This is a genomic window from Pseudomonas sp. Pse1, assembly GCF_024519635.1.
GTDB lineage: Bacteria > Pseudomonadota > Gammaproteobacteria > Pseudomonadales > Pseudomonadaceae > Aquipseudomonas.
In genome coordinates this window covers 96,495-117,339 of sequence record NZ_JALJRO010000015.1, presented here as the reverse complement: position 1 = coordinate 117,339, position 20,845 = coordinate 96,495, and the positions used below count along the sequence as shown (strand labels likewise).

The window sequence follows — 20,845 nt, the reverse complement described above, 5'->3', positions numbered from 1 at the left end:
AACCCTCTTATTGTTCTGTCAGGGGACGAACACGCACCCCCTGTTCGAGCTGCGCCAGATGCGCCGCATCGTTGATGCCGAAACCGATCTGGGTGACTGCCAATGCCGCAATAGCGGTGGCCGTGCGAAGCGTCTGCTCCGGCGTATCGGCGCTCAGCAGGCCGTGGAGCATGCCCGCCAGCAAGGAGTCACCGGCACCGACCGTGCTGGCGACGCTGACCCGTGGTGGTGTGGCATGCAGCGCCGAGCTGACGCTGAACCAGTTCACGCCCTCGGCGCCATTGGAAATCACCACATGCTCGATGCCCTGGGCGTGCAGGCGGCTCGCCGCTTCGGCCTGGGCCTTGGACGAAACCACGGCGCAACCGAGCACTTCGGCCAGTTCTTCAGTGTTGGGTTTAATCAGCCACGGACCGGCGCCAAGGCACGCCTTCAGCGCTTCACCACTGGTGTCGAGGGCGACCCTCAGGCCCTTGGCCTTGAGCCGCAGCACCAAGGCATGCAACCACTGCGCGCTGACACCACGGGGCAGACTGCCGGCAACGACAACGGCGTCATGGCCGTGGGCAATCTGCTCAAGGCGATCGAGCAAGTCCTGCTGGGCAGCGGCACTGATCACCGGGCCTGGACCATTGAGGTCGGTGATGCGTCCATCGGCCTCGGCCAATTTGATATTGCTGCGGGTTTCCCCGGCGACCCGGATGAAGGCATCGACAAACCCGCGACGGGCAAACAGCGCCTCAAACGCCTGTAAATTGTCCTCGCCGAGAAAGCCACTGACGGTCACTTGATGACCCAGGTCGGCCAGCACCTGGGCGACATTCACACCCTTGCCGGCCGCGTGGGTGTGCATCGCCGTGCTGCGATTGACCTGACCGGCCTCAAGACGCGGCAACTGCACCGTGAGGTCCAGGGCCGGGTTGAGGGTCAGGGTTAAAATACGTGCCATTACTGCGTCTCCACTAGCGTGCGCACTTCCTGCGCGCTGCCCACGGCCAAAGCCTGGCGGGCCAATTCTTGTGCCTGGGGCAAGCTCAACTCGCGCACCCGCGCCTTGACCTCACCGATGCTGCGCGCGCCCACGCTCAGCTCATCGACGCCGAGTCCGACCAGTACCGGCACCGCCAGCGGGTCGGCCGCCAGTTCGCCGCATACGCCCACCCATTTGCCATGGGCATGGGCAGCGCGCACGGTGATGTCGATCAGTTGCAGGACCGCCGGGTGCAAGCCATCAGCCTGGGCGGACAAGGTCGGGTGACCACGGTCGATGGCCAGGGTGTACTGGGTCAGGTCATTGGTGCCGACGCTGAAAAAGTCCACCTCTTTGGCCAGCACCGGCGCCAGCAAAGCAGCCGACGGCACCTCGATCATGATCCCCAGTTGCAGGTCCGTCACGGGTATTTCCTGGCGCAGACGCTCGGTCATATCCCGCGCCTGACGCCATTCTTCAACGCTGCCGACCATGGGGAACATGATCCGCAACGGACGATTGTCGGCGGCACGCAGCAAGGCACGCAGTTGCGCCTCCATGACCTGTGGGCGCTGCAACGTCAGGCGAATCCCGCGCACACCGAGGAACGGGTTTTCTTCCTTGGCAATCGGCCAATACGGCAGCGGCTTGTCGCCACCCACATCCAGGGTCCGCACCACCAGCGGCCGCCCAGCGAGGCCATCGAGCACTCGACGGTATTCTGCTTCCTGAGTGGCTTCGTCCGGCAACTGCGGATGGGCCATGAAGATCAGTTCGGTGCGCAACAGGCCAATGCCTTCGGCACCCTGCTCCACCGCGCCAGTGACGCCGGCGCTTTCACCAATGTTGGCAAACACTTCGACGGCATGCCCGTCGCGGGTCACTGCCGGCTGATGACGCTGTTCGGCGGCGGCCTTGAGGCGCTGCTCGCGGGTGTCACGCTCCTCGCTGGCACGCTGCAGGGTGGCGGCGTCGGCATCGACGTGCAGGCGACCGCGCTGCGCGTCGAGCAGCAGTGGCGTGCCCGGGGCCAACAGCAACACCGCGGCACCGGCGCCCACAAGCGCCGGAATCCCCAGGGCCCGGGCGACAATGGCGCTATGGGCTGTGGCGCCACCGCGGGCGGTGAGAATGCCGGCCACCCGCGTCGGGTCGAGGCGAGCCACGTCGGAAGGGCCGACTTCATCCATCACCAGGATGTACGGCTGGTCCGGCTCACTCGGGGTCTGGATCCCGCACAGTTGCGCCAGCACCCGACGACCGATATCCCGCAAATCCGCCGCACGTTCGGCGAGCAAGGCGTCCTGCAAAGACTCCTGCTGCCGCGCTGCGGCATCGATGACGGCCATCCATGCCGCCTCGGCGCTTTCGCCCTGCTTGAGGCGGGTGTCGACTTCGTCAGTCAGCTCCGGGTCGTCGAGCATCTCCTGGTGGGTGATAAAAATCTCCCGAATCGCCTTGGCCTTGCTGCGCTGGATCAACCCTTCGATGTCGCTGCGTACTTCGGCCAATGCACCGTGCAGACGCTCACGCTCATGGGGGGTGGATTCACCGCGCAACGGATAATCAATCGCCTGCTGGACCTGGATATGCGCCGGGCCAATAGCAATGCCTGGAGCCGCTGCGATGGCCGGAATCTGGCTGCCGGATGCCGGTGCAATGAGCACCTCGGCAATGTCGGCCAGGACCTCGCGCCGCTCGTTGAATGCCGGCAGCGGTTCGACTTCCTCGCCCAGCCCCTCTTCAATGGCGGCTAACAGAGCCGGCAGCGCATCGGTGGCAATGCTCGGCTCGGCGATCAATTCCAGCACCTGGCCACGACGGGCGCCCAGGCTCAACAATTTGCTCAGGCTTTTGGCCGAGACTGCACTGTCCTGGCCATCAACGATGCGCAGGCGAATTTCACCCTCAAAACTCTTCGCTAACTGCGCGAGGATTTTCGCCGGCCGGGCGTGCAAACCATGGGCGTTTGCCAGGGCGATTCGCGCGCTGGGCCAGTCGGCAGGCAGCTCACCGCCGAGGACTTCCAGCACTGCACGGCGGCTGGTGGCGCGCCCCAGTTCGTGGCCACGGCCTTCGATCAGCAGCGCGCACAGGCGTTCGAGCAAGGCTTGATGAGCTTCTCCCAGGCTGGCCAGGCAGAACAGTCCGCTCAACGGCTGGCCCAGGTAGCGGATCGGTTTGTCCGGCGTGACAAATGCCAAACCGGGGCGCTTGACCGTCTGCTCGCTGTGCAACCACCACAAGCCATCGCCCAGGGGCAGCGCTTCGACCTGCTGCAGCACCGCCGAGAACCCGTTACTGACGCAATCGGCCTGGCGCAGCAAGCGGGCGCCACGCCACACCAGTTCCTCGAAATCGTCAGCGGACACGCCCAGGCCGATCATCTGCGCATCCAGCGCCAACTCCTGGGGTGCGCCCTGCAGTAGTTTGAGCAAGGCTTCGGCACTGCTGGCCCGGCGCAAGGCCTGGCCCAGATCGGTTTCACCCAGGGCACGAGTGAGCAATTGCAGGAGGCGCAGGTGTTCATCGGATTTGGCCGCAATGCCGATGGCCAGGTAGACGATGTGCCCGTCGCCCCAGTCCACCCCTTCAGGGAACTGCAGCAAGCGCACGCCGGTGGTGTGCACCAGCTCGCGGGTGTCGGGGGTGCCGTGGGGGATGGCGATGCCCTGGCCGAGAAACGTCGAGCCCTGGGCTTCACGCGCCTGCAAACCCGCGAGGTAACCCTCGGCCACCAGGCCGTCGGCGACCAGTTTGTCGGCCAGCAGGTGCAATGCAGCGGCTTTATCCACAGCGCTCTGGCCCATGGATATCTGCTCTATAGTGAGCTCGAGCATGCTTTCTCCTTTTTGGTGCCGGGGCACCAGGTATTGTTTTGAATGAATCAGCTTAGGCTTTAATGCGAACAGTTTTTCGAGGCATCCTTTGGCGGTTTCGCGGCAGCACCGACAAAAGGGCGAATACTGTAGAAAATACGCTTGCTGAAACGTTTAATCTAGCGAAGTGCGCACGTTACTCGATAATCTCTCAAGCCTGAAGCCCAATCGGTCGGATGCGTGCGACATTGGTCTGCTGCCTTATTCAGGTAGGATTGACGAAAATGTCGGGGCAAGCTCGAAAAAACAAGGAATTCCCGAGTTGAAACTCAGTGATATCGCCCAGTTGGCCGGTGTGTCCGTGACCACCGCCAGCTACGTCATCAATGGCAAGGCCGAACAGCAGCGCATCAGTAATGCCACGGTCGAACGCGTACGCGCCGTCGTCGAGCAGCATGGTTTCACGCCCAATCCCCAGGCAGCCGGACTCCGCAGCCGGCACACCCGCACTCTGGGCTTTATTCTGCCCGACCTGGAAAACCCCAGTTACGCGCGCATTGCCAAGTTGCTGGAGCAAGGCGCCCGGGCCCGTGGCTATCAATTGCTGATCGCCAGCTCCGATGACGCCCCGGACAGCGAACGCCAGTTGCTCAAGCTGTTCCGTGCCCGACGCTGCGATGCCTTGTTCGTCGCCAGTTGCCTGCCGGCCAGCGACGACAGCTATCGTCAGCTGCAGGCCAAGGGCTTGCCGATCATTGCCATCGACCGGGTCATGGAGCCTGAACACTTCTGCTCGGTGATCAGCGACGACCGGGAAGCCAGCCTGCAACTCACCCGCAGCCTGTTGCAACCTGAACCGCGGCAGATCGTGCTGTTGGGCGCACGCCCCGAGCTGAGCATCAGCCAGGATCGCGCCGCCGGCTTCCAGCAGGCACTGGTCGACTTCAAGGGCCAGGTCATGATCGAACATGGCGAATCGTTCAGCCGCGAAGGCGGCCGTCAGATGATGGAAGAGCTGCTGCAACGCCTGGGACATTTACCGGATGCGCTGGTCACCACCTCCTACGTGCTGCTGCAGGGGGTGTTCGATGCGCTGCACGATTACCCGCTGAAAAACCGCCCGCTGCGCTTGGGCACTTTCGGTGATACGCAGTTGCTGGACTTCCTGCCGCTGCCGGTCAACGCCATGGCGCAACAGCACCAACTGATCGCAGACAAAGCCCTGCAACTGGCCCTCGCCGCTGTCGAAAACGATCATTACCAGCCGGGCGTGCAAGCCATCGGCCGGACGTTCAAGCAGCGCATACACCGGGACTGAGCCGTGGAGCTGATCGACAGCCACACCCATCTGGATTTCGCCGACTTCGATGACGACCGCCAGGCGCTGCTCGCTCAAAGCCGCGCCCTGGGGGTGCGGCGCATGGTGGTGCTAGGGGTCTATCAACGCAACTGGCAGCGGGTCTGGGACCTGGTGCAACGTGATCCAGACCTGCACGCTGCCTTCGGCCTGCACCCGGTCTACCTCGACGAACACCAGCCCGACGATCTGCGGCAACTGGCTGACTGGTTGAGCCGCCTGGCCGGGCATCGGCAACTCTGTGCGGTAGGCGAGTTCGGCCTGGACTACTACTTGCCGACACTGGATCGCCAGCGCCAGCAAACGCTGTTCGAAGCGCAACTGCAACTGGCCTGCGACTTCCAGCTACCGGCGCTGCTGCACGTACGGCGCAGTCATGCTCAGGTCATTGCCACCTTGAAACGCTTCAAGCTGCAACGCGGCGGGATCATCCACGCCTTCGCCGGCAGCCGGGAGGAAGCACTGGAGTACATCAAGCTCGGCTTCAAGCTGGGCCTGGGCGGTGCCGCCACCTGGCCGCAAGCCTTGCGCATGCATAAGGTAATCGCCGGTTTGCCGCTGGACGCGGTGGTGCTGGAAACCGATTCACCCGACATGGCGCCGGCCATGTACCCCGGGCAACGCAACAGCCCTGCCCACCTGCCGGCAATTTGCGCCGCCCTGGCCGCGATCATGGGCATCAGCCCGGAGCAGCTGGCCGCCGCCAGTACCGCCAACGCCTGTCAGTTGTTCAACTGGTAAAGGTGTCGGTGTGAGCCTTGGCAGCTTGCAGGATCAAGGTCAGGTGCTGGCGCCGCCGGGCAATGAGCATGACCGCGAAGTAGATCAACACGGCGATCAGCGAAAAATTCAGTTGCTCGATACCCGTCAGCATCCCCACCCACTCCATGACCAGGGCCACCAATAACGCCGTGGCGATCATCACCCGCAGGCTCGCGCGCAGCATCGCCAGCGAGTCGAGCGCCTTGAGTCGCCTTATCTGGGTCGGACAACTGAGGCGCAGAGATTTCTGACAGTGACTGCAGGCAAAGCTCTCATTGATGGCCATGGCGTTGAGCTCCCATGTCTTGAGTTCCAGGGTGAACTGGCAGTGGGCGCAACGCCCCTTGATACCCAGAAATGCAGCTGTCATGGCCATGTCCTTCAGAGTTTTGCACATCGATGGGCAGTCAGTAGAACGGTGAACGTCCTTTCATTGAAGACGACAATCCCGATCCTGCCGTAAAACAGGATCGGGACCACTCGTACAAGTAACCTGTACTACAGCCTCTTCATTGGCTCATACCCGAAACGCACCAATCAACTGCTTCAATTGCACTACCTGGGCCGACAAAGCGCGGCTGGCATCCTCAGTCTGGTGCGCGCCTTCGGCGGTGCGCTCACCGGCGTGATTGATCTCGACGATGTTCCGGTCGATGTCATGAGCGACGGCGGTCTGCTGCTCGACGGCAGCGGCAATTTGCTGGTTCTGATCGACGATCATGCCCACCGCGCCGAGGATGTTTTCCAAGGCTTTCTGGACTTTTTCCGACTGGCCGACCGTGCCACTGGCCATTTGATGACTGATGCCCATGGCTTTCACCGCCGCGCCTACGCCACCGTGCAGCTTGCCGATCATTTGCTCGATTTCTTCGGTCGACTGCTGAGTGCGCTTGGCCAGGGTCCGCACCTCATCGGCCACCACCGCAAAACCGCGACCCTGCTCACCGGCACGCGCCGCCTCGATGGCCGCATTGAGGGCGAGCAGATTGGTCTGCTCGGCAATGCTCTTGATCACCTCCAGCACGCGGCTGATGGACTGGCTGTCGCTGGCCAACTGATTGATCACCTGCACCGAGGCGTCGATTTCCTGGGCCAGTTGGGCGATGCTGCCTTGCTGGGATTCGACCAGCACACGCCCGCTGATGGTTTCATCGTTGACACTCTGAGCACTGCTCACCGCCGCTGCAGCACTGCGGGCGACCTCTTGCGCGGTGGCCGACATCTGGTTCATGGCCGTCGCCACTTGCTCGATTTGCGAGCGCTGGCCGGCCACCGCCTGGTTGCTCTGGGCCGATACGTTCTGCACTTGCCCGGCCTGGCGCTCGACCTCGTTGACGGTTTTACCCACCAGCTCGATCAGGTCATGAATCTTCGCCACGGTGCCATTGAACACATTGCCCAACTCACCCAGCTCATCGCGGCTGTGGGCGTTGAAGGTCACCGTCATGTCACCGCCAGCGACCTTGTCCATGACGCCCCCCAGGCGTTTGAGGGTGGTGCGGGTGGATGCGTAGAAACCGCCGTACAGGTAGAAAATCAGCACGAACACCACGGACAACGCCCCGACCTGCAGGACCATGTGCGTGCGGTTCTGCTCCAGGCGCTGCTGCAACTGCACGGAAAGATACTTCAAGGTCGCCTCATTGAGCTGATAAGTCTTTTCCATCAGCCCGGTCACTTGATCGTAGAAGCCCTGCCAGGGCGCATCGAGTGTATCGGCCATCACCACCTGCTCCTCAAACAGCTCACTGGCTTGTTTGAGCGTGGCGTGGCTGGCATTGGCCGCAGACTCGAGTGCCTGGCGTGAGGCGGTGCTGGCACCCAGCGCATCCTGAACCTTGAGCCCATACTCAGCCTGGAGCTTCTCAAGCTGCGCCAGCAGTTCATCGAACCGAGTCGACGACGCGGAATTGAGGAAGCCCTGGCCCAGGGAATAGGCACCCATTGCCCGCCCTTCACCGATGGTCTGGGTAATGCGCGGAGTGACGGCAGTCAGCAGTTCGCTCAACTGCCGGATATCACCTTGATTATCGCGACTGAGACCCGCCTGGCTGGCAATCAGTTGCCCGAAGATCTGCGCATTGCCGAGCAGCTTGCCGATCAACGCGCTTTTGCTTTGCAGAGAGGTTTCCGCCTGCTGCGCCTTGAACGCAGCGAGCATGTCGTCGCGCTTGCTCTCGAAGACGCGGACCTGCTCCAGGTCGCTGCTGATCGCCGTAAGGTTTTGCAGGCGATTGAGAATGGTCTGCTCAAGGGTGTAGATCGTGGTCTCGATCGCCCCGGCTTTGCCGGATTGCCCCAGGGTGGTGTTGATCTGCACCAGATTGTTCAGGGTTTCCAGGTCGTGGCGCAGGGCCAGGCCGCTCCCGAGCAGGTCCAGGCTGTGCAATTCAACCTGGGTGCCCCGGAACTCATGATAGGAATCGCGTACCAGGTAGAAGTTGGTCACCAGCATGGGCACCAGGAACAGCACACTGATCAGGCTGAACTTCATGCCGAAGCTCAAGCGATTCATCAGGGCCACGGCGGGATAGAGCAAACTCTTCAAAAGAAGTCCCCCTTTGCGTTTCTTATTTTTATGAGCAGGCAGCACAGAGCAAGCAGATAGCCACTACGGCGCGCTGCCTCTGTATAACTTAAATCGGCGGGAGGGTTTGTAACTTAAGGTTAACGGTCGGCGCGAGACGCCGAATGGGGCGTCTCGCTGACTTAAAGGGGGACTAAAAACGTTTCAGAGCAATACGGTCCACAGGGCAAAGCCGGCGTACCAGACAATAGCTGCGCGCAGCAGCAGCTCCCACAACTGATCCAGACTGTTGATGCCCTCCGGCCCCGCCACCGGCGCCGGTATCTCGCCGGCAACCTTGCCGGCCTTGTCGATCAATTGTGCGGCACTGATATTCCAGTTCAACAGTTCATGGAGCATGACCCGGCTGACCGCGACGAAGTTGCCAACCAGGGCAAAACTTGCCGCCAACAGCCGCACCGGCAACCAGTCGAAGGCATGCCGCAGTTGGGCTGCGCGCTCGGCGACCGCCGGATTGCGGCTGTGCTCGGCGGCGAGGGCCAGCAAGCGGTAGCTCAGCGCTGCCACCGGCCCGAGCAGGAAATACCAGAAAATCACCGCGAAAAAGCTCTGATAGGCCTGCCACAACAAATGGCTCTGCACCTGCTGCAGCAACTGCTCCCCACTGTCGGCGCAGATACCCAGGTCACGCTCGGCGACATGCGCCGCTGCTTGCAGGTCTTCACGGCGCCAGGCATCACGAAAGGGTCCCAGTTCGCCGAGCAGGTCGCCGCGACCCAGGCTGTAGATCACCACCAGTAAATGCACAGGCAAGGCCAGCAAGCCATAGGCCACTGGATCCAGCACCACCAGCAACAAGCCGAGCAAGGCCACCGGTATCAAAATCGTCAGCACCAGCACCAGCCACGGACGATTGGCCAGCCGGGGACTGCTCTCCAGCTTGCCCAGCTCACGCAGCCAACCACCGTCACGCTGCAGCCGATGGCGCAGCGCCGAGAATTTCTCGATCCATACGGCCAGCAACAACACCACAAAACTCATTGTGCTTCTCCTTGCTTCAGCGCGGCGCGATAACGCGTCCAGTCGAATGCCGGTCCCGGGTCAGTCTTGCGTCCAGGCGCGATATCGCTGTGGCCCTGGATACGTTCGGTGGTAATGGCACTGAACGCCGCCTGCAACTGCCGGGTCAGATCCGTCAGAGCCTGATACTGGGCGTCGCTGAACGGCAAATCATCAGTGCCCTCCAGCTCGATGCCCAGGGAAAAATCATTACACCCTTCACGCTCGTCAAACCGCGAAACGCCGGCATGCCAGGCGCGATCAAGACAAGAGACAAACTGCGTGATCGCGCCGTCACGTTCGATGAGAAAGTGTGCAGAAACGCGCAGGTCGGCGATCCCTGCAAAGTAGGGATGTTCGGTGACATCCAGGCGATTCTGGAAAAACTCCTGCACCTTGCCCGTGGCGAATTGCGCCGGGGGCAGGCTGATGTTGTGGATCACCAGCAGGGAGACTTCACCTGAGGGGCGGGCATTGAAGTTGGGCGACGGGCAATGATGCACACCATCAAACCAACCGCTCACGCGGTCCAACTGCATACGGGTTCCTTCGACAACGGCTTTGACAGCGTTCAGTATGCCGCGATCGCCCCCCCGGTTGCGATCACTTGCCCTATAATCGGGCCACTTTGTTTGTGGAGCACGTTATGCCGAATCTACGCCTCGCCGACCTGACCGCCGAAATCGAAGCCAACGTGCGCCGTGCGTTGCTGGAAGACATCGGCAGCGGCGACATCACCGCCCAGTTGATCCCCGCCGAGCGCCTGGCCAAGGCCACCATCATCACCCGTGACGCCGCAGTCATCTGCGGTACTGCCTGGGTCGACGCGGTGTTTCGCCAGCTCGATCCGCGGGTTGCCGTCCATTGGCAGGTGCGCGACGGTGAGCGAGTGAATCCCAATCAAGTGCTGTTTCACCTCGAAGGTCCGGCCCGCTCGCTACTGACGGGCGAGCGGTGCGCGCTGAACTTCATACAACTGCTCTCTGGTGTTGCTACCCGCGCGCAATACCTGGCCGACTTCGTCGCCGATACCCAGGTCAAACTGCTCGACACCCGCAAGACCCTGCCGGGACTGCGTCTGGCGCAAAAATACGCGGTGACCTGCGGCGGCTGCCACAACCACCGTATTGGCTTGTACGACGCGTTTCTGATCAAGGAAAACCACATCGCGGCTTGCGGCGGTATCGCCCAAGCCATCGCCGCCGCGCACAAGATCGCCCCAGGCAAGCCGGTGGAAGTGGAAGTGGAGAATCTGTCGGAGCTCAAGGAAGCCCTGGCGGCGGGTGCCGACATCATCATGCTTGATGAACTGAGCCTGGATGACATGCGCGAAGCCGTGCGCCTGAACGCGGGCAAGGCCAAGCTGGAAGCCAGCGGCGGTGTCAATGAAAGCACCTTGCGGCCGATTGCCGAGACCGGTGTGGACTACATCTCAATTGGCGCGATGACCAAGGATGTTAAAGCAGTCGATCTTTCGATGCGCCTGGCGATCTGAGAACAGCTACAAGCGGCAAGTTCGAAGCAGCTTTGCTGCTGACTTGCCGCTCGCAACTGCTTCTAAACTACAAGATTATTCATCTCGCAGTACTCATCCCACTCGACACCCAGCACTTCTGCCGCCTCCTTGTGCAATACAAGACGCTGCGCTTCGAATTCCTCTGGCGTCGAGGTGTACTTGAGGGTCAGCTCCCACGGCTGCAAGCCCTGAGCTTCGGCCTCATCCTCGAACGCCCACTGGATCTGGTCTTTCTGATCGTCAGGACTCAAGTCCTTGATCTCTTCAATCAAATCAGGCGTTTCCAGTGCGTACTGCTTGAGTGCTTTCTCGTGCCTGGCTTCTTGGGTCAATGTCTTGTCGGTCATGACGTTCTCGTTGATCTGGGGAATGGAAGATGGATGTGGATCATCAAGGATCTCTCTGACGCAAATAAACCGCGTGCTATCTGGCTTACCTGGCCTTCAGAACCATTCGGGATCATTTGAAAACAAGTGGTGCCTGGTGCCCGAGACAGGAATCGAACCTGCGACCTTCGCGTTACGAGTGCGCTGCTCTACCGGCTGAGCTACACGGGCGGTGGGCTAAACCTAGCACTGACCTTGAGGCCAGGCAACTTCCCCGAGGTGTGATTTTCCTGCAGGCAAAAAAATACCCCGCAGCTTTCGGTGCGGGGCATTTCTTACAAGGTTGTAGCGCTCAAACGTTGGGGGTGATTAAACGCCCGACGCCTTGGCTGCTGCTACGTCCTTGATGGACAGCTTGATACGACCGCGGTTGTCCACGTCCAGTACCAGCACTTCCACTTCCTGGCCTTCTTTCAGGATGTCGGTCACTTTCTCAACGCGAGCGTCGCTCAGCATCGAGATGTGAACCAGACCGTCCTTACCTGGCAGGATGTTGACGAACGCGCCGAAGTCGACGATGCGCTCAACCTTGCCGACGTAGATCTTGCCGATCTCGGCTTCAGCGGTGATGCCCAGTACGCGCTGACGTGCCGCTTCAGCCGCTTCCTTGGTTTCACCGAAAATCTTGATCGAACCGTCGTCTTCGATGTCGATCGAAGCCTTGGTTTCTTCACAGATCGCACGAATGGTCGCGCCGCCTTTACCGATAACATCACGGATTTTGTCGGTATCGATCTTCATCGCGATCATGGTCGGAGCGTTTTCCGACAGCTCGGTACGCGACTGGCCAATGATCTGGTTCATCTGGCCGAGGATGTTCAGGCGCGCTTCCAGGGCTTGGCCCAGAGCGATTTCCATGATCTCTTCGGTGATGCCCTTGATCTTGATGTCCATCTGCAGCGCGGTCACACCTTTCGAGGTACCGGCTACTTTGAAGTCCATGTCGCCCAGGTGGTCTTCGTCACCCAGGATGTCGGTCAGGACTGCGAATTTCTCGCCTTCTTTAACCAGACCCATGGCGATACCGGCAACCGGCGCCTTCATCGGCACACCGGCGTCCATCAGGGCCAGGGAAGCACCGCAAACGGAAGCCATCGAGCTGGAACCGTTGGATTCGGTGATTTCCGACACCACACGAATGGTGTACGGGAACACGTCAGCGGCAGGCAACATGGCCTGAACCGAACGACGGGCCAGACGGCCGTGACCGATTTCGCGACGACCAGCGCCACCCATGCGACCACACTCGCCCACCGAGAACGGAGGGAAGTTGTAGTGCAGCATGAACGGGTCTTTTTTCTCGCCTTCCAGGGTGTCCAGCAGTTGCGCGTCACGGGCGGTGCCCAGGGTTGCAACAACCAGTGCCTGGGTTTCGCCACGGGTGAACAGTGCCGAACCGTGGGTCTTTGGCAGAACGCCGACTTCGATGTTCAGCGGACGCACGGTGCGGGTGTCGCGACCGTCGATACGTGGCTTGCCGTTAACGATGTTTTCGCGAACGGTGCGGTATTCAATTTCACCGAAAGCCGCTTTGACTTCGCTGGAAGAAGGCTGGCCTTCTTCGCCGGACAGCTTGGCAACGACCTGGTCACGCAGCTCGCCCAGACGCGCATAGCGGTCGGCCTTGATGGTGATGGTGTAGGCCTGGGAGATCGCTTCGCCGAACTCGGCACGGATAGCGCCCAGCAGTTCGGTGGCTTCCGGTTGTGGAGCCCAGGTCCAGGTTGGCTTGGCCGCTTCGGCTGCCAGTTCCTTGACGGCGTTGATCACCACCTGGAACTCGTCGTGGGCGAACAGTACCGCGCCCAGCATCTGGTCTTCGGTCAGCTCTTTGGCTTCCGATTCAACCATCAGTACCGCTTCCGAGGTACCGGCAACGACCATGTCCAGGCTCGAAGCTTTCTGTTGCTCGTAAGTCGGGTTCAGCAGGTAGCCGGTGCTTTCGTGGAAGGCAACGCGGGCAGCGCCGATCGGGCCATCGAAAGGAATACCGGAGATAGCCAGGGCAGCCGAGGTACCGATCATCGCAGCGATGTCCGGATCGGTCTTCTTGCTGGTGGAAACGACGGTGCAGACAACCTGCACTTCGTTCATGAAGCCTTCCGGGAACAGCGGACGGATCGGACGGTCGATCAGTCGGGAAGTCAGGGTTTCTTTCTCGGAAGGACGGCCTTCACGCTTGAAGAAACCGCCAGGGATCTTGCCGGCGGCGTAGGTTTTTTCCTGGTAGTGAACAGACAGAGGGAAGAAGCCCTTGCCTGGATCGGCTTGCTTGGCGCCAACCACGGTCACCAATACGCTGACGTCGTCGTCAACGGTGACCAATACTGCGCCGGAGGCCTGACGGGCGATACGGCCAGTCTCGAGGGTAACGGTCGACTGACCGAACTGGAATTTTTTGATTACCGGGTTCACGGTGTCCTACCTTCTTTGTGGCTCTTGGGGGAACTGGTTTCTTGCGAAATTCTTGGGCAACCCCGGGAATCGGCCCGGCCTGTATTGTCCTGGTAAAACGTGTGTCCAGATAAAACTTGAGGCTGGGAGCCTGCCCTGCGCCCGTGGGAAACCCACTGACGCAAGACAGACAACCAACCTCTAGCGCAATCGCTGATTAGCGACGCAGACCCAGGCGAGCGATCAGAGCGCTGTAACGGCTCACGTCCTTGCCTTTCAGGTAGTCCAGCAGCTTACGACGCTGGTTTACCATGCGGATCAGACCACGACGGGAGTGGTGATCTTTACCGTTGGCCTTGAAGTGACCTTGCAGCTTGTTGATGTTGTGGGTCAGCAGTGCAACTTGCACTTCTGGAGAACCAGTGTCACCAACGGCTTGCTGGTAGTCAGCTACGATTTGAGCTTTTTCTTGAACGTCGAGAGCCATGAGGCAATCCTTTTATCAGGAAACTGTTTCAGAAAAACAGTTTCAACAGGCCAGGGACAAATCCCTGTATCTATAAATGAGTGTTGACCGTGCCTGTTAACAGCCACACTCGCCAGCCTGCTGTTACACAGACCGGTTTTCGGTCATTCCGACCGAATCAGTCGACGCGGCGCGATGCGCCCGTCTTCGCTCACTTCACCGATTCCGATGAAGCGACCATTGTGATCCTGTACGCGTACCATGCCAAATTTCGGCGCGTCCGGGGCACGTACCGGCTGGCCATTGAGCCAGTAGAACGAGCTTGCCTCGGAAAACTGCAGCAGAGGCCAATCCAGCAGGCCGCTGTCCGATGGCATCAGGAAGCGATCAACCGCTTCGTTGCCGCCTTCGGCATGTACCGCTTCCAACTCTTCCAGCGTGACCGTCTGGGCCAGGCTGAATGGACCGGCTTGGGTACGTCGCAGTTCTGCAACGTAGGCGCCACAACCGAGCTGCTCACCAATATCTTCCACCAGGGTACGGATATAGGTGCCTTTGCTGCAATCCACGGCAAAACGCGCAGTGTCGCCTTCAAAGGCCAGCAATTCCAAGCGCGCAATAGTAACAGATCGCGGTTCGCGCTCCACCACTTCACCTGCACGTGCAAGCTTGTACAACGGCTGGCCATCACGCTTGAGCGCCGAGTACATCGGCGGTATCTGACTGATTTGCCCACGAAAACCGGGCAAAACCGCTTCGATATCGGTGCGACCAACGGTCACCGGACGCTCCTGCAAAACCTCACCCTCGGCATCGGCCGTGGTGGTGGTCTTGCCCAATTGCGCGAGGGTTTCATAGCCCTTGTCGGAATCGAGCAGGTATTGCGAGAACTTGGTGGCCTCACCAAAGCACAACGGCAGAACGCCAGTCGCCAATGGATCGAGGCTGCCGGTGTGACCGGCCTTTTCAGCATTGAGCAGCCAGCGGACTTTCTGCAAGGCCGCATTGGAGGTGAACCCCAGCGGCTTGTCGAGCAGGATGATGCCGCTGACGTTACGACGGATACGCTTGACCTGAGCCACCGATTACTCCTTGGTGTCTTCGGCTTCTGCCGCAACCGAATGCTGGCTGTCTTCAGCCACAGCACGCTCGATCAATGCCGACAGGTGCGCGCCACGCACGACGCTTTCGTCGTAGTGGAAATGCAATTGCGGCACACTGCGCAGCTTCATTTCGCGCGCCAACTGCATGCGCAGGAAACCGGCGGCGGAGTTCAGCACCTTGATGCTCTGGCCGATTTCTTCTGCACCGTCCTGCCCCATCACAGTGATGAAGATCTTTGCGTGACCGACGTCACGGCTGACTTCAACAGCGGTAATGGTGACCAGGCCGACGCGCGGGTCTTTGACTTCGCGACGGATCAGTTGAGCGAGCTCACGCTGCATCTGATCGCCGATACGTTGGGTACGGCTGTATTCTTTTGCCATGTCTTGTTACCTGTTACTGCCTCACGGTGAAACCCGTGTGGTCTGAAAGCGGCAAACGCCCGGCCTGACAAATGCCAGACCGGGCGTTGCGTTTAGAGGCCGGGCGATGCGCCGTGCATTTGCATGCGGCTGCCCATCGCGGCTCTTGAAGTGCGCGAGTTAGAGGCTGCGAGCAACCTGAACCTTCTCGAAGACTTCGATCTTGTCACCGACTTTGACGTCGTTGTAGCTCTTCACGCCGATACCGCATTCCATGCCGGCACGTACTTCGGAAGCGTCATCCTTGAAGCGGCGCAGGGATTCCAGCTCGCCTTCGAAGATAACGATGTCGTCGCGCAGTACACGGATTGGACGGTTACGGTGAACAACACCTTCGATCACCATGCAACCGGCGATCGCGCCAAACTTCGGCGAACGGAACACGTCACGCACTTCGGCCACGCCCAGGATGTTCTCGCGAACGTCGCTGCCGAGCATACCGGTCAGGGCTTTCTTGACGTCTTCGATGATGTCGTAGATCACGTTGTAGTAACGCATATCCAGACCTTCCTGCTCGACGATCTTGCGTGCGCCAGCATCGGCACGCACGTTGAAGCCGAACAGTACCGCGTTGGAAGCCAGTGCCAGGTTGGCGTCGGACTCGGTGATACCACCGACACCGCCACCGACAACGCGCACTTGCACTTCGTCGTTGCCCAGGCCGTTCAGAGCGCCTTGCAGAGCTTCCAACGAACCACGGACGTCGGATTTGAGGACGATGTTAAGCGTCTTCTTCTCTTCCTGGCCCATGTTCTCGAAGATGTTTTCCAGCTTGCCGGCGTGAGCGCGAGCCAGTTTGACTTCGCGGAACTTGCCTTGACGGAACAGAGCCACTTCACGGGCTTTCTTCTCGTCGGCAACCACGCTCATCTCGTCGCCAGCGTCCGGGGTACCGTCCAGGCCGAGGATCTCGACCGGGATAGCCGGACCGGCTTCCTTGATTGGCTTGCCGTTCTCGTCGAGCATGGCACGCACGCGGCCGTAGTTCGAACCGACCAGCACCATGTCGCCCTGGCGCAGAGTACCGTCTTGAACCAGTACGGTTGCAACCGGACCACGGCCCTTGTCCAGGCGGGACTCAACCACAACGCCACGGCCAGGAGCCGACGGAGTTGCGGTCAGTTCCAGAACTTCGGCTTGCAGCAGAACGGCTTCGAGCAGTTCGTCGACGCCAGTACCCATCTTCGCCGAAACCGGTACGAATGGAGTGTCGCCGCCCCACTCTTCCGAGGTCACGCCGTGAACCGACAGTTCGCTACGGATGCGATCGAGGTCTGCACCCGGCTTGTCGATCTTGTTCACTGCAACCACCAGTGGCACACCAGCCGCTACTGCGTGCTGGACGGCTTCGATGGTCTGCGGCATTACGCCGTCGTCCGCCGCAACCACCAGGATCACGATGTCGGTCGCCTTGGCACCACGGGCACGCATTGCGGTAAACGCGGCGTGACCCGGGGTATCGAGGAACGTCACCATGCCACGGTCGGTTTCAACGTGGTATGCACCGATGTGCTGGGTAATGCCACCGGCTTCGCCAGCAGCAACCTTGGCACGACGGATGTAGTCGAGCAGGGAGGTTTTACCATGGTCAACGTGGCCCATTACGGTCACGACTGGTGCACGGGAAACCGCCTCACCTTCAAACTTCAGGGACTCAGCCAGGGAATCTTCCAGGGCGGTGTCGCTGACCAGGGTCACTTTGTGGCCCAGCTCCTCGGCAACCAGTTGGGCAGTTTCCTGATCCAGTACCTGGTTGATGGTCGCTGGAGTACCCAGTTTGAACATGAACTTGATGATTTCAGCAGCCTTGACCGACATCTGTTGAGCGAGGTCGCCAACAGTGATGGTTTCGCCGATCTTCACTTCACGCACGACAGGGCCGGTTGGGCTCTGGAAACCGTGAGCGTTGCGCTTCTTCAGCTTGGCCTTGCCGCGACCACCACGACGGAAGCCATCGCTTTCTTCGTCGGTAGTGCGTGGCGCAACACGTGGCGCTGGCGCTTTCTCTTTGACCGAAGCACGATGCGGAGCGTTTTTGCGCTCGCCATCGCCACCGCCGCTACGACGATTGTTATCGTCTGCGCGCGGTTTGTCCGGACGGCGCTGTTCGTCACGCTTGCGTGCGTCAGGAGCCGGTGCAGCAGCCACCGGTGCTTCACGCACTGGCTCGGCCACTGGCGCCGGAGCGGCAACAGCCGCCGCCGGAGCAGCTTGCGCAGCAGCAGGCTGGCGACGCGCTTCTTCTTCGGCGCGCAGCTTGGCTTCTTCTTCAGCCTTCTGACGAGCAGCATTTTCTACCGCGCGGCGTTCGTCCAGCTCACGCTTGCGCTCGGCTTCAATTTCTTCCGGGCTGCGCTGTACGAAGACTTTCTTCTTGCGAACTTCAACGCTGATGCTTTTGCTGCCAGCAACACGCAGGGTGCTGGTGGTTTTACGCTGCAACGTGATTTTGCGCGGTTCTTCCACTTTCGCCTTGTGGCTGCTTTTCAAGTGAGTCAGCAGGGACTGCTTCTCACTGTCGGTCACATGTTCATCGGCGGCGGTGTGCGGCAGACCTGCCTCACGCATCTGCTGCAGCAGGCGCTCTACCGGTGTTTTGACCTCAAAGGCCAGTTGTTTCACCGTGACTTGCGTCATGCACTTCTCTCCTCAGGCCGCGCCTATTACTCGAACCAATGGGCTCGGGCGGCCATGATCAACTTGCCGGCACGATCATCGTCAATGCCGTCGATGTCGAGCAGGTCGTCAATAGACTGCTCGGCCAGGTCTTCGCGGGTAACTACGCCGCGCACCGCCAGTTCCATCGCCAAATCCTTGTCCATACCCTCAAGCGAGAGCAGGTCTTCGGCCGGATGGGCGTCTGCCAGCTTTTCCTCAGTAGCGATGGCTTTAGTCAACAAGCGATCCTTGGCACGAGCGCGAAGCTCGTTGACGGTTTCTTCGTCAAAGCCATCGATGTTGAGCATTTCTTCCAACGGTACGTAGGCAATCTCTTCCAGGCTGGTGAAGCCTTCATCAACCAGCACCTGGGCCAGATCTTCGTCGACTTCCAGCTCGTCGATGAAGTTGCGCAGGATGTCGCCGGTTTCTGCTTGCTGCTTGGCCTGGATGTCCGATTCGGTCATCACGTTCAGGGTCCAGCCAGTCAACTGGCTCGCCAGACGCACGTTCTGACCACCACGACCGATGGCCTGAGCCAGATTGTCTGCGCCAACGGCGATGTCCATGGCATGGGCATCTTCGTCAACGATAATTGCCGCAACCTCGGCCGGGGACATGGCGTTGATCACGAACTGCGCCGGGTTATCGTCCCAAAGAACGATATCCACACGCTCACCGCCCAACTCACCGGATACCGCCTGAACGCGCGAACCGCGCATACCAATGCAGGCACCTTGCGGGTCGATGCGCTTGTCCTTGGAGCGGACGGCGATCTTGGCACGCGAACCCGGATCGCGGGACGCAGCCATTACTTCGATCAGGCCTTCGGCAATTTCCGGCACTTCGATGCGGAACAGCTCGATCAGCATTTCCGGTGCGGTACGCGACAGGATCAACTGCGGGCCGCGGTTCTCGGTGCGGATTTCCTTGAGCAGCGCACGCAAACGCACGCCAACTCGGAAAGTTTCGCGAGAAATGATGTCTTCACGAGCCAGCAACGCCTCGGCGTTGTTACCCAGATCGACGATCACGTTATCGCGGGTGACCTTTTTTACAGTGCCGGAGATGATTTCCCCCAGGCGCTCGCGGTAAGCGTCAACCACCTGGGCACGCTCAGCCTCGCGAACTTTCTGCACGATGACTTGCTTGGCAGTCTGTGCAGCGATACGACCGAACTCGATCGATTCGATTTTTTCCTCGACGACATCACCGACCTTGGCGCCAGGGTGCGTCTCGGCAACCTTGCTTGGCCAGGTTTCAATGGCAGGATCGTCAAGATCGTCTTCCTCGACCACCGTCCAGCGACGGAATGTCTCGTAAGCACCGGTGTGGCGATTGATTTCCACACGCAGATCGACTTCGTCCTCGAAACGCTTCTTCGTAGCAGTGGCCAGAGCCAGCTCGAGCGCTTCAAAAATCACGTTTGCCGGTACACCCTTTTCGTTGGATACCGACTCAACAACCAGCAGTACTTCTTTGCTCATCGTACGCCTCGCCTTTCGCAAGCCATTGGATCCGCGGGATCCGCAGTTTCTGGCACGTCTCAGTCAAAACTGGGAATAATGTTGGCCTTGTCGATCATCTCGATCGGCAACAGGAACTCATGGTCATCTACCTGCACCACGACGTCCTGCTCTTCTACAGCGCGCAGAAGGCCCTGAAAGTTGCGTCGACCTTCAAAAGGCGAGCGCAGCTTGATCTTCACTTGTTCACCGGCAAATTTTGCAAACTGCTCAAGAGTGAACAGCGGGCGTTCCATGCCAGGCGAGGAAACTTCAAGGGTGTATTCAACGGAGATTGGATCTTCTACGTCCAGGACGCCGCTGATCTGACGGCTGACAATGGCGCAATCGTCCACCAGCACTCCGCCTTCTTTATCGATATAAACGCGCAACATCGAGTGACGACCCTGAGCCGAAAACTCGATACCCCAGCATTCATAGCCTAGGGCCACGACCACCGGGGCCAGCAAGGCCTGCAACTCTTCTAGCTTGCTCGACACCTGAACCCCCTAGTGCATGTATGTGCATGCCATGAAAATAAAAAAATGGGCGTAATGCCCATCCTTGAAACGCCGCCGAATAGCGGCGTTGAAAGTGTCCAGCTAACAAAAAGCCCCTTAAAAGGGGCTCCTGAAACTGGTTGCGGGGGCCGGATTTGAACCGACGACCTTCGGGTTATGAGCCCGACGAGCTACCAGACTGCTCCACCCCGCGACAAAGCTGGGGCGGAAGTATACGACCGATCCCCTACAGGGTCAATGTAACCTTCCACCTGCAAGAAAGCCCGCAACAGCGGGCTCTCCTGACTAATTGGTACCGAGAAGGGGACTCGAACCCCTACACCCTATGGGCACAACCACCTCAAGGTTGCGTGTCTACCAATTCCACCACCTCGGCAAT

The 20,845-nt window shown here is 60.1% G+C and carries 17 protein-coding genes, 3 tRNA genes and 1 pseudogene; 3 read left to right on the top strand and 18 right to left on the bottom strand.

Annotated elements, in window-relative coordinates; all coding sequences use genetic code 11:
* Positions 1 to 7 precede the first annotated feature (7 nt).
* On the bottom strand, positions 8 to 949 hold the full coding sequence (pfkB, locus tag NR126_RS20810) for a 1-phosphofructokinase (RefSeq protein WP_027619369.1): 942 nt from the start codon (positions 947 to 949) through the stop codon (positions 8 to 10).
* Positions 949 to 3,810 (bottom strand): phosphoenolpyruvate--protein phosphotransferase, encoded by a 2,862-nt coding sequence (ptsP, locus tag NR126_RS20805; protein ID WP_256831012.1) that lies wholly within the window; start codon positions 3,808 to 3,810, stop codon positions 949 to 951. Before ptsP ends, pfkB begins: the two co-directional genes overlap by 1 nt.
* Positions 3,811 to 4,111: 301 nt before the next feature.
* On the opposite strand from ptsP, the gene cra reads away from it, so the two are divergent.
* Positions 4,112 to 5,107: a catabolite repressor/activator gene (gene cra / locus NR126_RS20800; protein WP_027619367.1), complete on the top strand. Its 996-nt coding sequence runs from the start codon at positions 4,112 to 4,114 to the stop codon at positions 5,105 to 5,107.
* Positions 5,108 to 5,110: 3 nt separating this feature from the next.
* Positions 5,111 to 5,887 carry a TatD family hydrolase gene (locus NR126_RS20795; RefSeq protein WP_256831011.1) on the top strand — a complete coding sequence of 259 codons (777 nt, stop codon included), beginning with the start codon at positions 5,111 to 5,113 and terminating at the stop codon, positions 5,885 to 5,887.
* Here the strand turns inward: NR126_RS20795 and NR126_RS20790 are convergent.
* The 5 genes and pseudogenes from NR126_RS20790 to ampD form a co-directional block, all read right to left on the bottom strand.
* Positions 5,877 to 6,278, bottom strand: a complete 402-nt coding sequence (locus NR126_RS20790; RefSeq protein ID WP_256831010.1) for a hypothetical protein — start codon at positions 6,276 to 6,278, stop codon at positions 5,877 to 5,879. The genes NR126_RS20795 and NR126_RS20790 overlap by 11 nt on opposite strands.
* 147 nt (positions 6,279 to 6,425) lie before the next feature.
* Positions 6,426 to 7,130 (bottom strand): methyl-accepting chemotaxis protein, encoded by a 705-nt coding sequence (locus NR126_RS29035; protein WP_372827015.1) that lies wholly within the window; start codon positions 7,128 to 7,130, stop codon positions 6,426 to 6,428.
* Between the two features lie 153 nt (positions 7,131 to 7,283).
* Positions 7,284 to 7,487, bottom strand: a pseudogene (locus NR126_RS29030) (HAMP domain-containing protein); the annotation flags it as partial.
* Positions 7,488 to 8,639: 1,152 nt separating this feature from the next.
* Positions 8,640 to 9,476, bottom strand: a complete 837-nt coding sequence (gene ampE, locus NR126_RS20780; protein ID WP_105754835.1) for a regulatory signaling modulator protein AmpE — start codon at positions 9,474 to 9,476, stop codon at positions 8,640 to 8,642.
* Positions 9,473 to 10,033, bottom strand: a complete 561-nt coding sequence (ampD, locus tag NR126_RS20775; protein ID WP_256831008.1) for a 1,6-anhydro-N-acetylmuramyl-L-alanine amidase AmpD — start codon at positions 10,031 to 10,033, stop codon at positions 9,473 to 9,475. The genes ampE and ampD overlap by 4 nt, the downstream gene beginning before the upstream one ends.
* A gap of 107 nt (positions 10,034 to 10,140) precedes the next feature.
* On the opposite strand from ampD, the gene nadC reads away from it, so the two are divergent.
* Positions 10,141 to 10,989 carry a carboxylating nicotinate-nucleotide diphosphorylase gene (gene nadC / locus NR126_RS20770; protein ID WP_027619361.1) on the top strand — a complete coding sequence of 283 codons (849 nt, stop codon included), beginning with the start codon at positions 10,141 to 10,143 and terminating at the stop codon, positions 10,987 to 10,989.
* Positions 10,990 to 11,051: 62 nt separating this feature from the next.
* Here the strand turns inward: nadC and NR126_RS20765 are convergent, their stop codons facing one another.
* The 11 genes from NR126_RS20765 to NR126_RS20715 all read right to left on the bottom strand — a co-directional run bounded on the left by NR126_RS20765 (position 11,052) and on the right by NR126_RS20715 (position 20,842).
* Positions 11,052 to 11,357 carry a DUF6388 family protein gene (locus NR126_RS20765; RefSeq protein WP_027619360.1) on the bottom strand — a complete coding sequence of 102 codons (306 nt, stop codon included), beginning with the start codon at positions 11,355 to 11,357 and terminating at the stop codon, positions 11,052 to 11,054.
* A gap of 134 nt (positions 11,358 to 11,491) precedes the next feature.
* Positions 11,492 to 11,567 (bottom strand) — tRNA-Thr (locus NR126_RS20760).
* A gap of 138 nt (positions 11,568 to 11,705) precedes the next feature.
* Positions 11,706 to 13,811 (bottom strand): polyribonucleotide nucleotidyltransferase, encoded by a 2,106-nt coding sequence (gene pnp, locus NR126_RS20755; RefSeq protein WP_027619359.1) that lies wholly within the window; start codon positions 13,809 to 13,811, stop codon positions 11,706 to 11,708.
* Positions 13,812 to 14,007: 196 nt separating this feature from the next.
* Positions 14,008 to 14,277: a 30S ribosomal protein S15 gene (rpsO, locus tag NR126_RS20750; RefSeq protein ID WP_003197723.1), complete on the bottom strand. Its 270-nt coding sequence runs from the start codon at positions 14,275 to 14,277 to the stop codon at positions 14,008 to 14,010.
* A 143-nt stretch (positions 14,278 to 14,420) separates the two neighbouring features.
* Positions 14,421 to 15,338 (bottom strand): tRNA pseudouridine(55) synthase TruB, encoded by a 918-nt coding sequence (gene truB, locus NR126_RS20745; RefSeq protein ID WP_027619358.1) that lies wholly within the window; start codon positions 15,336 to 15,338, stop codon positions 14,421 to 14,423.
* Between the two features lie 3 nt (positions 15,339 to 15,341).
* Positions 15,342 to 15,743: a 30S ribosome-binding factor RbfA gene (rbfA, locus tag NR126_RS20740; RefSeq protein ID WP_027619357.1), complete on the bottom strand. Its 402-nt coding sequence runs from the start codon at positions 15,741 to 15,743 to the stop codon at positions 15,342 to 15,344.
* A 159-nt stretch (positions 15,744 to 15,902) separates the two neighbouring features.
* Positions 15,903 to 18,419 carry a translation initiation factor IF-2 gene (gene infB / locus NR126_RS20735; RefSeq protein ID WP_027619356.1) on the bottom strand — a complete coding sequence of 839 codons (2,517 nt, stop codon included), beginning with the start codon at positions 18,417 to 18,419 and terminating at the stop codon, positions 15,903 to 15,905.
* Positions 18,420 to 18,445: 26 nt separating this feature from the next.
* Positions 18,446 to 19,927, bottom strand: coding sequence for a transcription termination factor NusA (nusA, locus tag NR126_RS20730; protein ID WP_027619355.1), 1,482 nt, complete (start codon positions 19,925 to 19,927; stop codon positions 18,446 to 18,448).
* Between the two features lie 59 nt (positions 19,928 to 19,986).
* Positions 19,987 to 20,445, bottom strand: coding sequence for a ribosome maturation factor RimP (gene rimP, locus NR126_RS20725; protein ID WP_027619354.1), 459 nt, complete (start codon positions 20,443 to 20,445; stop codon positions 19,987 to 19,989).
* Positions 20,446 to 20,582: 137 nt separating this feature from the next.
* Positions 20,583 to 20,659, bottom strand: a tRNA-Met gene (locus NR126_RS20720).
* 97 nt (positions 20,660 to 20,756) lie between these two features.
* A tRNA-Leu gene (locus tag NR126_RS20715) sits at positions 20,757 to 20,842 on the bottom strand.
* Positions 20,843 to 20,845: the final 3 nt, after the last annotated feature.

Bases quoted from the DNA above. Each gene is read 5' to 3' on its own strand.
- NR126_RS20790 (WP_256831010.1), bottom strand. From the start codon at position 6,278: ATGACAGCTGCATTTCTGGGTATCAAGGGGCGTTGCGCCCACTGCCAG.
- ampD (WP_256831008.1), bottom strand. From the start codon at position 10,033: ATGCAGTTGGACCGCGTGAGCGGTTGGTTTGATGGTGTGCATCATTGC.
- infB (WP_027619356.1), bottom strand. From the start codon at position 18,419: ATGACGCAAGTCACGGTGAAACAACTGGCCTTTGAGGTCAAAACACCG.
- nusA (WP_027619355.1), bottom strand. From the start codon at position 19,927: ATGAGCAAAGAAGTACTGCTGGTTGTTGAGTCGGTATCCAACGAAAAG.
- NR126_RS29035 (WP_372827015.1), bottom strand. From the start codon at position 7,130: ATGTCGGCCACCGCGCAAGAGGTCGCCCGCAGTGCTGCAGCGGCGGTG.
- pfkB (WP_027619369.1), bottom strand. From the start codon at position 949: ATGGCACGTATTTTAACCCTGACCCTCAACCCGGCCCTGGACCTCACG.
- rbfA (WP_027619357.1), bottom strand. From the start codon at position 15,743: ATGGCAAAAGAATACAGCCGTACCCAACGTATCGGCGATCAGATGCAG.
- nadC (WP_027619361.1), top strand. From the start codon at position 10,141: ATGCCGAATCTACGCCTCGCCGACCTGACCGCCGAAATCGAAGCCAAC.
- ampE (WP_105754835.1), bottom strand. From the start codon at position 9,476: ATGAGTTTTGTGGTGTTGTTGCTGGCCGTATGGATCGAGAAATTCTCG.
- ptsP (WP_256831012.1), bottom strand. From the start codon at position 3,810: ATGCTCGAGCTCACTATAGAGCAGATATCCATGGGCCAGAGCGCTGTG.
- rpsO (WP_003197723.1), bottom strand. From the start codon at position 14,277: ATGGCTCTCGACGTTCAAGAAAAAGCTCAAATCGTAGCTGACTACCAG.
- NR126_RS20765 (WP_027619360.1), bottom strand. From the start codon at position 11,357: ATGACCGACAAGACATTGACCCAAGAAGCCAGGCACGAGAAAGCACTC.